At 38.2% G+C, this 13,591-nt stretch carries 9 protein-coding genes; 2 read left to right on the top strand and 7 right to left on the bottom strand.

Annotation, left to right across the window (positions count from 1 at the left end; all coding sequences use genetic code 11):
- Positions 1-105: 105 nt before the first annotated feature.
- From R2Q77_RS15910 to R2Q77_RS15885, 6 genes are all read right to left on the bottom strand, one after another.
- Positions 106-1,281: an acetyl-CoA C-acyltransferase gene (locus tag R2Q77_RS15910; RefSeq protein WP_316804715.1), complete on the bottom strand. Its 1,176-nt coding sequence runs from the start codon at positions 1,279-1,281 to the stop codon at positions 106-108.
- Positions 1,282-1,386: 105 nt separating this feature from the next.
- Positions 1,387-3,792: a 3-hydroxyacyl-CoA dehydrogenase/enoyl-CoA hydratase family protein gene (locus R2Q77_RS15905; RefSeq protein ID WP_316804714.1), complete on the bottom strand. Its 2,406-nt coding sequence runs from the start codon at positions 3,790-3,792 to the stop codon at positions 1,387-1,389.
- A 13-nt stretch (positions 3,793-3,805) separates the two neighbouring features.
- A complete protein-coding gene (locus tag R2Q77_RS15900) occupies positions 3,806-4,240 on the bottom strand; it encodes a MarR family winged helix-turn-helix transcriptional regulator (RefSeq protein WP_316804713.1) in 435 nt (144 codons plus the stop codon).
- A gap of 136 nt (positions 4,241-4,376) precedes the next feature.
- The gene (locus R2Q77_RS15895; RefSeq protein WP_316804712.1) at positions 4,377-5,699 is read right to left on the bottom strand and encodes a DUF6089 family protein; all 1,323 of its coding nucleotides are present in this window, start codon (positions 5,697-5,699) and stop codon (positions 4,377-4,379) included.
- Positions 5,700-5,794: 95 nt separating this feature from the next.
- Entirely contained in the window at positions 5,795-7,516 is a 1,722-nt protein-coding gene (ggt, locus tag R2Q77_RS15890; RefSeq protein ID WP_316804711.1) for a gamma-glutamyltransferase, read from the bottom strand.
- On the bottom strand, positions 7,488-9,263 hold the full coding sequence (locus R2Q77_RS15885) for a long-chain fatty acid--CoA ligase (protein ID WP_316804710.1): 1,776 nt from the start codon (positions 9,261-9,263) through the stop codon (positions 7,488-7,490). Before R2Q77_RS15885 ends, ggt begins: the two co-directional genes overlap by 29 nt.
- Positions 9,264-9,837: 574 nt before the next feature.
- Here R2Q77_RS15885 and R2Q77_RS15880 point away from each other — a divergent pair.
- Positions 9,838-10,317, top strand: coding sequence for a hypothetical protein (locus R2Q77_RS15880; RefSeq protein WP_316804709.1), 480 nt, complete (start codon positions 9,838-9,840; stop codon positions 10,315-10,317).
- Positions 10,318-10,391: 74 nt separating this feature from the next.
- On the opposite strand, the gene R2Q77_RS15875 is transcribed toward R2Q77_RS15880, so the two are convergent.
- Entirely contained in the window at positions 10,392-12,221 is a 1,830-nt protein-coding gene (locus tag R2Q77_RS15875; RefSeq protein ID WP_316804708.1) for a M61 family metallopeptidase, read from the bottom strand.
- Between the two features lie 281 nt (positions 12,222-12,502).
- Between R2Q77_RS15875 and R2Q77_RS15870 the strand changes: the two genes are divergently transcribed.
- On the top strand, positions 12,503-13,591 hold the full coding sequence (locus R2Q77_RS15870) for an efflux RND transporter periplasmic adaptor subunit (RefSeq protein WP_316804707.1): 1,089 nt from the start codon (positions 12,503-12,505) through the stop codon (positions 13,589-13,591).

Genomic DNA, 13,591 nt, shown 5'->3' with positions numbered 1-13,591 from the left:
ATTCATTTTATCGTCTCTGTGAGGCACGAAGTAATCTTGCTACTTTAGGTTAGATTATCTACTATTTTAAGATTGCTTCGTGCCCCGCAGCGATGTTGTATTTATTTACAAAAGCTCAAAAATACCCGCAGCCCCTTGCCCTGTACCTACGCACATGGTTACCATTCCGTATTTTTTGTTTTGTCTTTTTAATTCATTCATAATCTGAACGGTTAATTTAGCACCGGTACATCCCAGTGGGTGCCCCAAAGCAATTGCACCACCGTTAACGTTAATAATCTCTGGATTTAAATCTAAAGTCCTGATTACCGCCAAAGACTGGGAAGCAAAAGCCTCGTTCAACTCAATCAGATCAATATCATCTTGTTTTAAGCCAGCTTGCTTTAATGCTTTCGGAATGGCTTCAATCGGGCCAATGCCCATAATTCTTGGCGGTACGCCTGCAATACCATAACTTACCAACCTGGCAATCGGTTCGGCATTTAATTCTTTCATTTTCTTTTCAGAAACAACCAAAACAAATGCGGCACCATCTGAAGTTTGTGAGGAATTACCGGCTGTAATGCAGCCATTGGCATCAAAAACAGGTCTTAACTTTGCCAGTTTTTCTAAAGTTGTATCTGCCCGAGGCCCTTCATCCGTATCAACCACATAAGAACGGGTTTTCTTTTTCAGATTTGCATCCAGATAATTTTCATTAACTGTAATGGGTAAAACGCCATCTTTTAAATGACCGTTTTTAATGGCATGAACGGCTTTCTCATGAGATTTTAAAGAAAAAGCGTCCTGATCTTCCCTGCTTACATTATATTCTTTAGCCACGGCTTCGGCAGTTAAACCCATTCCCCAGTACCAATCTGGATTTTTTTTAGCAACATCGGCATTTGGCACCAGTTTCCAGCCACCAAAAGGCATTCCGCTCATTACCTCAACGCCGCCTGCAATAATACAATCGGCCATGCCGGCTTTAATTTTTGCAACCGCTGTAGCAATGGTATCTAAACCCGATGCACAATAACGGTTAACTGTTACCCCCGGAACTTTATCCGTATCCAGGCCCATCAGCGAAATCATGCGGGCTATGTTTAAGCCCTGTTCTGCCTCTGGAGTAGCGTTACCTACAATTACATCATCAATTTGTTCATTATCTAAATTCGGAACCGATGCCACCAAAGCTCTAATCACTTCTGCAGCCAAATCATCAGCTCTTGTAAAACGGAATACGCCACGAGGTGCTTTACCTACTGCTGTACGATATCCGGCTATAATATATGCTTCCATTGTTTTAGTATTTTCTATGGCGATAAGCCAATATTATCTTTTATTTAAGTGTTGTACTGCCCTTTGCTGTCATTGCGAAATTAAAGGCAATCTCAAATCACATTCCTAATTCCTCAACGGTTTCCCTTTGGTTATAATAGATTGGATTCTTTCAAGAGATTTTCTTTCCCCGGCGAGTGATAAAAATGCTTCTCTTTCTAAATCCAGTAAATATTGTTCGGTTACTTCTGTTGGGGAAGATAAATCGCCACCACACATAACATACCCTAATTTTTCAGAGATCTTTTTATCATGCTCAGAAATATAATGTCCGGCATACATACTATTGGCACCTGCATAAACAATTCCTAATCCTTGTTTTCCTAAAACCTTGATGTCGTTACGCGGAACAGGTTTGGTGTAACCCGCATCTGCCAGTTCGATTGCTTTGGCTTTTGCATCAGCCAATAAACGATTACGGTTCATAGAAATAGAAAATTTATCTTTTTGCAGATAACCTAATTCGTAAGCCTCATAACCAGAAGTAGATACCTTAGCCATTCCTATAGTTAAGAAACGATCTTTCAAAGCATTTTGAACAATTTGGTCATCTTTAAATTCATCAGAGGCGCGCAAAGCAAATTCTTTTGTTCCGCCACCACCAGGAATTACACCAACACCAAATTCAACAAGGCCCATATAGGTTTCAGCAGATAGCTGAACGTGATCGGCATGTAAGCTAAACTCACAACCACCACCTAAAGTTAAATTATGGGGCGCAACAACCACAGGAATGGAAGAATAACGAATGCGCATAGAGGTATTTTGGAACATCCGGATGGCCATATTTAATTCATCCCACTCTTGCTCCACCGCCATCATAAAGATCATGCCTACGTTGGCACCCGCCGAGAAATTCGCCCCGTCGTTCCCAATTACCAATCCACGGTAGTCTTTTTCGGCCATATCAATGGCTTTATTAATGCCCGATATCACATCTCCCCCGATCGTATTCATTTTGGTATGGAATTCAACATTCAGAATACCATCTCCCAAATCGATAATGGAAACACCAGAATTTTTCCAAAGGGTTTTGTTTTCCCGGATATTATCGAGGATAATAAATTCATCCGTTCCTGGTAAAGCTTTATATGCTTTTGATGGAATATCGTAGTACTTTTTAACACCACCCTCTACTTTATAAAATGAAGTATTTCCTGCATCAAGCATTTCGTGAACCCAGGCAGCAGCTTTATTTCCATATTGCTCCATACCCTCTATAGCTTCTTTTACACCAACCGCATCCCAAAGCTCGAAAGGGCCAAGTTCCCAGCCAAAACCTGCACGCATTGCATCATCAATGCGGTACAATTCGTCAGAAATTTCAGGAATCCGATCGGAAACGTATTCAAATAATCCGAAAGAAGAATGGCGGAATAATTCGCCTGCTTTATCTTTTCCTTTAGCAAAAATCTTCATGCGTTCGCGCAGATTTTCAACCGGTTTTGTCATTTCTAAGGTAGCCGATTTTACTTTTTGCTGAGGTTTGTATTCAAGTGTTTTTAAATCAAGTGCAAGGATTTCCGTTTTTCCTTCCGGTGTTTTGGTTTTCTTGTAGAAACCTTGTTTGGTTTTATCACCCAGCCATTTATTTTCTTCCATTTTTTGCACATACGAAGGAAGTTTAAATAGCTCGTGCGCTTTATCATCAGGGCAATTGTCGTATAAACCTTTTGCAACCTTAATCATGGTATCTAATCCAACCACATCCGAAGTACGGAAAGTAGCAGATTTTGGCCTGCCCAAAGCCGGGCCTGTAAATTTATCAACTTCTTCTACCGTTAAATCAAGCTTATCAACAAGGTGCAAAAGCGCCATGATGGAATAAACACCAACACGATTTGCGATAAATGCCGGAGTATCTTTACATAAAACGGTAGTTTTACCTAAAAACTTATCTCCATAATGCATTAAGAAATCAACAATTTCGGGCTGCGTATGTGGTGTAGGAATAATTTCAAGCAACTTTAAATAGCGCGGTGGATTAAAAAAGTGAGTACCACAGAAATGTGCTTTAAAATCATCGCTTCTTCCTTCGGCCATTAAATGAATGGGAATACCTGAGGTATTAGAAGTAATTAAGGTGCCTGGTTTACGAAACTGCTCAACCTGCTCGAAAACTTTTTTCTTGATGTCTAAATTTTCAACAACAACTTCAATTACCCAATCAAAGCCAGCAATTTTCGACATATCATCGTCGAAGTTTCCTGTTTTGATTTTGTTTAATACTTTTTTAGAATAAACCGGAGATGGATTGGTTTTTACAGCGGTTTGCAAAGCTGTATTTACAATCCGGTTTTTTACCGCCGGGTTATCCAGCGTTAGTCCTTTTGCCTGCTCTTCAGCGCTAAGTTCTTTGGGCGCAATATCCAACAGCAAAACCTCAACACCAATATTAGCGAAGTGGCAAGCTATACGCGAACCCATAATACCCGAGCCTAAAACAGCAACTTTATTTATGCTTCGTTTCATTATAAATTATTATTTAATCAACAGTATATGCTACAGTAATATCATTTAACTTAATTAGCAGATTAATGAATGTTTCTTTTTCCTTTTTAGAGAAGTGCTCATCGAGGTATTCATTAAATTTACGAACAACACCCTTTGCAAGATGTTTTTTTTCTTTTCCGAAATCGGTCAGAAATATTTTTACAGAACGCTTATCGCCGGCAGCTGTTTCCCGATAAATCAGGCTGCTTTCTTCCATATTATTTAACATTCTGGATAAGCTTGTTGCCTTTACACCAAGCAAAGCTGCCAAATTTGAAACTGCAGTACCCTGTTCATCATCAATATTGATCAGCATATAACCAATGGCCTGTGTGATGCCGAAACCGGCAGCCATTTGATTGTATTTATTAAACATATTTTGCCAGGCAAACTTAATGTGATAATCCAGTGTTTGTTGTTGTTTCATTTAGCTAATTTATTATGCTTGCATAACAAAGCTAACGAATGTATTTTGTTAATGCAAGAGGAATGTGCATATTTTTTGTCACAAAAAAAACGCCTCCGATTTGCATCGGAGGCGTTCCATATCTACTAAAAATTGATTAGTATAAAGTAAATTCTACACGACGGTTTTGTTGACGACCAGCTGCAGTTTTGTTTGTTGCAATTGGTTGACCCATTCCGTAACCAGTAGCTTCGATTCTTGATGCGTTAGCACCTTGAGAAACTAAATAAGCTTTTACTGATTCAGCTCTTTCTTTAGATAAACGTAAGTTTAACTGTTTAGAACCTGTGTTATCTGTATGACCAGCTAATTTTAAGCTGAAGTTTTTCTCTACTAATAAAGCAGCAACACGGTTTAAAGTAGCATATGATTTTGCACGAATAGTTGCTTTACCTAAATCAAATTCTAAATCTTTAATCGCATCTTTAACTACTTTACGATCGGCTTCAGTTACAATTACTTTTTCAGTTACTACCGGAGCAGGAACTTTTAAAGGACAACCTGAACCATCAACTACAACACCAGCAGGAGTTCCTGGGCATTTATCTAATTTATCCGCTACACCATCACCATCAGTATCAGTTAATAAGTTGCTCATTTCTGAACGCAATTTAGCGTTTTCAGCTTTTTGTGCATCAAGATCTGATTTTAAACCATCAGCAGTTTGTTTTGCTTTTAAAGCTTCATCATAAGTTAAAGCTACCGGATTGTGGAAAGCCAATTGTTTTCCTTTACCCAACACAAACTCTAAACCTGCATAAGCATAATTATATTTATCATTTCCACCTCTGTAGTAACCATCTAAGTTATCACCATCAACAAAATTGATTGTCCAGCCTAAATCAAAGTTAACTGCATCAGAAATTTTAAATTTAGCACCTACACCTACCGGAATGATTAATTCACTGATTGTTTTATCACCTGCATATAATGAAGTACCTGAAGCAGTAGTAATAGTAGGTTTGTAACCTGCTAAACCAGCACCAGCTGAAGCATATAATTGCAATGCGTTCTCTTTTTTAAACATATCGATGTTAAACAAGTTAACAACTGCGTTTAAAGTTCCTGAATATTCTAATTCCGTAGAAAAAGATTTTACAGGGCTATTATTTACAACACCGCTTTCGTAAGCCTCTGTATTATCACCCTTTAATTTACCTCTAACTCCATCTAAACGTAAAGAGAAGTACGGGGTAAATTGTTTCTTAATGTAAAGACCGTAACCTAAACTTGATTTGTTGTTACTGAAGTCGTTTTTACCTCCAAGTGGAGAAAGGGGAGTTAATATACCTGCATTAACACCAATAGACCAAGATCTTAACGTGGCACTTGTGGTGGCTGGCTCCTGAGCTTGCGCTACTGATCCAATAAATAAACCGGCTAATGCAACCGGTAGTGCTTTAAATAATTTTGATTTCATATTGTTTTATTATAACGTTAATAAGCGTTGCTCTCCTACAACAATCCCCATACCAAAAAGCAGCTATCTAAAAAATATTTATCAACTTATCCACATTAATATCCGATTGCCACATCATCCCCTCTCGGATCTGCACCTCCCTGATAGTAACCCCACTTCGTTTTTAAAATGGCATCAACCCTTCCTATTGGGCCTCGTTGTATAATCTTATACCCTTTATCTTCTAACTTTTTCACTTCCAGACTGTCTAAAGCGTCTTTTTCAACATACACTTCATCTGGCAACCACTGATGATGAAACTTTTTTGCAGCAACGGCTTCCTGCATATTCATCTCAAAATCAATAACATTGATAATGGTTTGAAATACCGAGGTAATGATGGTTGAACCTCCGGGTGTACCAACAACCATAAACAATTTACCATCTTTTTCTACAATACTGGGCGTCATGGAGCTCAGCATTCTTTTATTTGGGGCAATTGCATTTGCCTCGCCGCCTACTAAACCATACATATTTGGCGCTCCGGGCTTTACAGAAAAGTCGTCCATTTCATTATTCAACAAAAACCCTGCTCCTTTAACCACAACAAGCGAACCATAAGAACCATTTAAGGTGGTGGTTATCGATACTGCGTTACCATCATGGTCAACAACAGAAAAGTGGGTGGTTTCTTCGTGTTCTTTTCCATTTACCTCACCTGCTAAAACTGAACTGCTTGGTGTAGCTGCCGCCCAGTTAAAATTAGCCATTCTTTTCTTATTGTATTCAGCACTTAAAAGCTGGCTTTGCGGCACCGCATAAAAATCGGGATCACCTAAATGTGTAGCACGATCTGCATAAACTCTCCTTTCGGCCTCTACAATCAACTGAACTGTAGAATCAGCATTATGACCCCACTTTCTTAATGGATAAGGCTCTACCGACTGCAATAATTGAATCAAAGCAATTCCACCACTTGAGGTTGGAGGCATGGTAATTACCTTATAACCACGGTACTGACCGGTTACCGGCTTACGCCAAACCGCATGATAGTTTTTCAAATCTTCTTTGGTTACCTGCCCTTTGCCTCGTTGCATTTCGGCAACAACCGAATCAGCAACAGCGCCTGTGTAAAAACCATCACGGCCTTTTTGCTGAACAAGTTTTAATGTATTACTCAGTTCCTTTTGTATTAAAAGATCATTTTCTTTCCAGGTACTTTCTAAATTTACAAAGGCAGTTCCTAAAGGATTAAAATCCATAAACTTACGGTGCAAACCATTTAATTCGCCCGCCTGGCGTTTCGTTATTTTAAAACCTTTTTCGGCTAAATCAATTGCAGGTTGCAGCACCTGTGCCCAGCTTAATTTACCATATTTTTTATGGGCTTCAACCATTCCATCTACAGCACCTGGTACACCGGCAGCGAGCTGTCCGTACAAACTTTTATCAACAATCGGATTTCCGGCAGCATCAAGATACATATCTCTTGTTGCTGCTGCAGCAGCCTTTTCCCTGAAATCTAATGCATTAACTTCTCCACTTGCCGAACGGTAAACCATAAAACCGCCGCCACCAATATTTCCGGCATTGGGATAAACAACCGCTAATGCAAACTGAACAGCAACTGCAGCATCAACTGCATTACCCCCTTTTTTTAAAATATTCAGGCCAACCTGTGATGCTTCGGGATGAGCGGAAACAACCATACCGTTTCTATATTCGCCACTATTATTTTTCCCTAACTGGCCACTTGCACAACCATTTAATAATGCTGCAGCAATTAAAAAAAGGCTTAAAATAAGTAAGTTACTGCGGCGCTTTGTAATTTTCAGCATCTTTATAAATCTTTTCTATTATGGTATTATTTTTTTCTGTGATTACTTTTCTTTTTAAACTTAATTTCGGGGTTAATTCTCCGCCATCAATACTCCACTCTTTTGGCAATAACGCAAACCTTTTAACCTGTTCCCACTTACCAAAAGCAGCATTATAACTTTCTATAACCTCGTTATATTTAGTTAAAACCTGCTCATTTTTAACAATTTCCTCATTACTGGTGTAGGTAATGCCTTTTCGGCCAGCCCAGGTTTTTAAAGTTTCGAAATTTGGGACAATTAATGCTGATGGAAATTTTCTGTTTTCACCAAGTACCATAATCTGTTCAATAAATATAGACTCCTTGTACTTATTTTCAAGCATTTGGGGGGCAACGTATTTACCACCAGCGGTTTTAAACATTTCTTTTTTACGGTCTGTAATCCTTAAAAAACGACCATCTGCCAATTCGCCAATATCGCCGGTATGAAACCAGCCTTCTTTATCTACGGCTTCATCGGTTAAATCAGGACGGTTATAATAACCTTTCATAATGTTGTGGCCCCGGGCAAGAACTTCCCCGTCATGCGCAATTTTCACCTCAACACCTTCAATAACCTCCCCAACAGAACCAAACATGGTACCGCCAAAATGGTTGACAGTAATTACAGGCGAAGTTTCTGTTAATCCATATCCTTCAAAAACCGGCATACCGGCGGCCCAAAATATACGGGCCAAACGTGGATTTAATGCTGCGCCTCCGGATACGATAACCACTATTTCTCCACCCAGCGCTTCCTGCCATTTTTTAAAAACAAGTTTACGCGCAATGTCCAATTTAAAGTTATACCACCAACTTGCTTCAAGCGTATATTTCTCGGCAAGGGCTACCGACCAGAAGAAAATTCCTTTTTTGATGCCTGTTAAGGCCTTCCCTCTCTCCATGATTTTATCATATACCTTTTCGAGCAAACGTGGAACAGTAGAAAATGCATTTGGTTTAACGAGTTGAATATCGGCTACGATGGTATCCATGCTTTCTGCATAATACACCGAGGTACGATTATATAAATACAGATAAATAATCATCCGCTCAAAAATATGCGAAAGCGGTAGAAAGCTCAGTCCTTTATTTAATCCTTTAGGAATAACAACAGCAGAATTTATAAAATTTGCAACCAGGTTATGATGCGTAAGCATAACACCTTTAGGCGTACCCGTAGTACCAGAAGTATAAATCAGCGTTAAAACATCTTCCGCATCAATCTTTTCCCGGTATTCATCAAGGTTGGTTGCAGTATCAGCTTTTCCTTCATCTAATAAAACTTTCCAGTTTTCAGCTTCCGGGATTTCGTCAAAGCTGTAAATTTTAACTTCGGGATTTACCGCATCAACGCAGGGTTTTATCTTTTTATAGATTTCTTCGTCAGCCACAAAAATAATGGAGATTTCTGCATCCTTTAAAATGAACTGAATATCGTGCTCGGCAAGTGTAGGATATAAGGGTATTTGATATGCTCCAATTTGATTGGATGCAAAATCAGCAATATTCCATTCGGGCCTGTTATGAGACATAACCGCAACGCGCCCGCCTTTGCCGATTCCTTTTTTAATCAAACCTTTACTTAAAGCATCAACGGTATTGCAAAATTCTTCCGTGCTATAGTTTATCCATTTACCTTTTATTTTTCCGTTAATGAATTCTTTTTGGGGATGCTCAAGGCTATATTTTAAAAGATCAAAAACCCGTTTAATTTCTGCAGCCATATGATTTATATTATTTGGTTAAGTTAAAAAAAAATCAAAACATAAATATGTAATATCTCTATGTCTTTAAATCTAAAACACAATTTTACCTTCCATTACCTGAAAAGTATAAGCGTATAAAATATTTGAATAAACTTAGCAATTCCATAATTACTATGCAAGCATTGTTTTTTATGAATAAAATTTTTGACGTTAAAAACATACAAAATCAACAGGGTGATTGAAAACTTGGAGTTCAGAAAGGCCTATCTCCTATTTAATACCATGCACTGTAACTTCCATTTGACAGAGGCTGTTATACTATAAAATACTTTATGAAAATTAAATTAATAATGATCTTCTTGTTTGCATTAATCAACACCAATATAACTGATGTTGATGATTACGCCTTACAAACCAGAAAGCAGTTTTTTTAGTGAAAATGAATAGCTGATCAATTAAAATGACACTTTAAAAACATTACGGCATAGAAGTTGCTTATAGGAGAATAATTAAAAAATCATTTAAACAACTGCTTTTATGCTTATTCAGGTATACAGAAAGTGGTCAATTTTAACCTAAAAACAATTAACACATGAAAAAATTATTTTTTACTTTTCTTGGATGCGCCTCCTTATTTGCTTTGAGTATTACCGGAGCGAAGGCTCAAAACTATAAAACTGCTTTAGGCCTGGGCTTAGATTTTGGCGACGGAACTACTTTGGTTGGTCCATCGGTTAAACATTTCTTTAGCAGACATGGTGCCGGGCAAGCAGAGGTATTATTTGGTTCTCACTTAACTACTATTAATGCTTTTTATCAGTACAATGATGATATTAAAGGCGCTAAAGGCTTACAATGGTACGCTGGTGGTGGTCCATCATTAAATTTCTTTAGCTATGGCGGTTACAGCAACACTACGTTTGCATTAAAACCAATGGCTGGATTAGATTATAAAATTGCTGGTGCTCCTTTAGATATTGCTTTCGACTGGAGACCAACCCTCTATCTTGGTGATAACGATAGTAATTTTGCTGCAGGCAGATTTGGCTTAGGCTTCAGATTTACTTTCTAAGCTAAAAATTTTAAATAAAAAAATCCCGGCAGTTTTACTGCCGGGATTTTTTTATTTGTGAACTGGGTTAGTTTTTATTTTCCTGTCCATTTTGCAAATACAGCTTTTTGACCAGCTGTTGCATTTTCATTTATACTTGCTTTTAAACGCACACTTGGGTTGGCTTTCAGGGTTAAAGAAAATTCCTTATCCAGCCCGTCTCTTTTCACTTTTACTTTAAGCACATCGCCAATATTCTTTTTCGCTACAACAGGTAAAATATCCAAAGAAACCATTGGGCTACGCAATTTAATTGTAGACAAAGCTTCACTTATAGAAATGCCATCAACTGCAATAATTTCGTCGTTTACATTTAAGCCATCTACCCACGCGGCTGAATTTCTTGTTGTTGAAGTTACCACTAAACCATTGCTGGTTAAAGAACAAGATGCACCTGTAACAGGTCTGTCAGGCGTAGCGTTTTCTGTTGAAACATCAACTCCGGCATAGCCAAAGTATTTTACATAGGCTGCATCCTCTACTCCGTTTACGTATTTAGCCCAGAAACCGGTAAAACTTATTCCTGAGATTTTCTCCACCATTGCTTTAAATTCTGCATCGGTATACCCTCGTTTCAATGTTTTGCATTGCAGGTACATGGCTTTCATTACGTCATCTAAACTCTTGGCGCCTTTTGTGGCGTTAATAATTTCAAGATCCATCAAAATACCAATCACTTCTCCTTTATTATAATAAGAAATGGCGTTGTTTTTTGAGTTTTCGTTTGGACGGTAACCAATAATCCAGGCATCATAGCTTGAAGATGCTGCCGATTGAACTTTTGCGCCAGGTGTATTTAAAACAGTTGCAATACCTGCAGCCAAATCATTTACAAAGCCGTTTGCATCTACAAAACCAGCCCTGTGCATGTATTTATTTTCATAATATGAAGTAAAGCCTTCGGCAACCCACAGGTTGGTGGTATAATTTTCATTATCATAATCAAATGGGCCTAAAGCAACCGGACGTAAGCGCTTAACATTCCAAAGGTGGTGATATTCATGCGCGACTAATGCCAAGAAACCATTGTACCCTTTTTCAGTATTGTAAGCATCGCGGCTTGCGCCTAAAGTTGTTGAGTTTAAGTGCTCTAAACCACCGCCACCGCGTTGAAAATTGTGCACGATAAATACATAATGTTTATTAGGATTTTCGCCGTAAACTGCAGTTTCCTGATCTACAATTTTAGCCATATCAACTTTTAATTTTTCTTTATCATAGTTGCCACCACCGTACATGGCCACTTCATGGCGTACTCCTGATGCGGTAAATTCAAACACATCCTGATTACCAACCTCAATAGGGCTATCATATAAAATATCAAAATCAGTTGCGCGATAGGTAAAATCCTGTCCTGCTACCGGCGTTAAACCTGTAGACACTTTACTCCAGGTATTAAATGGAATAATTTTCACTGTACTCGGTGATTTAATCATGCCATCCGGATGCATAAAAATTCCAGTTGGAGATAAAAACGCATGCGATTCATCAATAAATGGCGTACGAACCGAAATTTCGAAAGCATACACACGATAGTTTATTTTTATATCATTGGCTTTAGCAGCATATATTCTCCAGGCGTTCTTCCTTACCTTCTCTACTCTTAACGCTTTTCCTGATGCTGTAGCTTTAAAATCCTCAACACTTTTTTCAAATTCACGGATCAAATAAGAACCTGGGGTCCATACCGGCATTTTAACATCTACATAATCTTTAGCAAGGCCAGAAATATTCATCTGAACCTCAGCATAGTGAGCCTGCGGTTCTTTAAAGGAAACCTCGAAACCTATTTTTACCTGCGCCTTTGCTGCCATAATACAAGTGAGTATTAAAACTAAACTTAAAACTGATTTTTTATTAAACATAATTTGCGTTTTGCCACAAATTTATATTTTATGTACAGGCTTTAAAATTTAAATTAATATTTGGGCTGTAAAATAATGAATACACGTACAAATTGTTGTTAAACCCAATGCTCTATTCCAAGTCATACTCTTGTCTGAATAATTTTCGCTGTAACTAAAAAAAGGCTGTAACATCCTTAATACAACAATTTTATGGGCAACTAATTGAATATTTTTACGAAATTTTTTTTAGGAATACTTTTATAATCAAGTATTCCAAATGAGCACACACAAACAAAAACATGAAGAAAAGGTATATCGTATATGCTGTTTTGGCACTGGGGCTTGCCTGGTTAGTTTACTACCGGATAAACGCAAACAAGAAACTGGAAGGCAAAGGCGCATCAACAGGAAAAGGAAAAGATGGTAAAGGCAGCAAAGGTGCTCCACCACTAACGGTTGATGGAATTATAGTTAAAGCTGGAACCTTTAATAACGATCTTGAAATTACAGGCGCTATTGATGCCAATGAATCTGTGATCTTAAAAAGTGAAGTCTCGGGCCTTGTAACCGGCATCCATTTTCAGGAAGGCACTACAGTAAATAAGGGCAGTGTACTGGTAAAAATTAACGATAGAGACATTCAGGCACAGCTTAATGAAGCTTTAACCAAACAAAAGTTATCTGCAACGAATGAAAACCGTGCGAAACAATTATTGCAAAAAGGTGCCATTAGCCAGGAAGAGTATGATACTTCCTTAGCCGATCTGAAATCCTTGCAGGCTCAATCGCAATTAATCAGGGCGCAGTTGGCAAAAACAACCATCCTTGCTCCTTTTAGTGGCAAAATTGGCTTGCGCAACATTTCTTCAGGAACTTACATAACACCAGCTACTGTAATTGCCAATCTGGTAAGTACTAATCCTGTAAAAATTACATTTTCTGTTCCCGAAAAATATGCTGGCCAGATAAAAATGGGTTCTGAAATTTCTTTTACAACTGATGGTTCCTCAAAACAAAACACCGGAAAAGTTTACGCTATTGAGCCGGGAATTAACGCCACAACCAGAACTTTGCAAATAAGGGCCTTAGCTCCAAATGCCAGAAATCTACTTTTACCAGGATCTTTCGCAAAAATTAAACTGGCTTTAAATACACTGGAAAATGCAATTCTAATTCCAAATCAGGCCATTGTACCGGTATTGAATGGTAAAATTGTTTATGTAAGCAAAAATGGAAAGGCAAAGGAAACAAAAGTAGAAGCCGGAACTAGAACAGATGAAAATATTGTGATTACCTCGGGTTTAAAAGTTGGCGATACTGTTTTAACTACAGGCTCAATGGCACTTAAAAAAGATGCCCCGGTAAAAGTTCATCTCGTTAAAGAATAA

The sequence above is a fragment of the Pedobacter nototheniae genome, from assembly GCF_032678625.1.
Lineage (GTDB): Bacteria > Bacteroidota > Bacteroidia > Sphingobacteriales > Sphingobacteriaceae > Pedobacter > Pedobacter nototheniae_A.
Note: the sequence above shows the minus strand (reverse complement) of the source record. Positions and strands in the feature narration are given on the sequence as shown.

Excerpts from the sequence above, each read along its gene's own strand:
- R2Q77_RS15870 (WP_316804707.1), top strand. The coding sequence starts at position 12,503 with ATGAAGAAAAGGTATATCGTATATGCTGTTTTGGCACTGGGGCTTGCC.
- R2Q77_RS15880 (WP_316804709.1), top strand. The coding sequence starts at position 9,838 with ATGAAAAAATTATTTTTTACTTTTCTTGGATGCGCCTCCTTATTTGCT.
- R2Q77_RS15895 (WP_316804712.1), bottom strand. The coding sequence starts at position 5,699 with ATGAAATCAAAATTATTTAAAGCACTACCGGTTGCATTAGCCGGTTTA.
- R2Q77_RS15885 (WP_316804710.1), bottom strand. The coding sequence starts at position 9,263 with ATGGCTGCAGAAATTAAACGGGTTTTTGATCTTTTAAAATATAGCCTT.
- R2Q77_RS15905 (WP_316804714.1), bottom strand. The coding sequence starts at position 3,792 with ATGAAACGAAGCATAAATAAAGTTGCTGTTTTAGGCTCGGGTATTATG.
- ggt (WP_316804711.1), bottom strand. The coding sequence starts at position 7,516 with ATGCTGAAAATTACAAAGCGCCGCAGTAACTTACTTATTTTAAGCCTT.
- R2Q77_RS15910 (WP_316804715.1), bottom strand. The coding sequence starts at position 1,281 with ATGGAAGCATATATTATAGCCGGATATCGTACAGCAGTAGGTAAAGCA.
- R2Q77_RS15900 (WP_316804713.1), bottom strand. The coding sequence starts at position 4,240 with ATGAAACAACAACAAACACTGGATTATCACATTAAGTTTGCCTGGCAA.
- R2Q77_RS15875 (WP_316804708.1), bottom strand. The coding sequence starts at position 12,221 with ATGTTTAATAAAAAATCAGTTTTAAGTTTAGTTTTAATACTCACTTGT.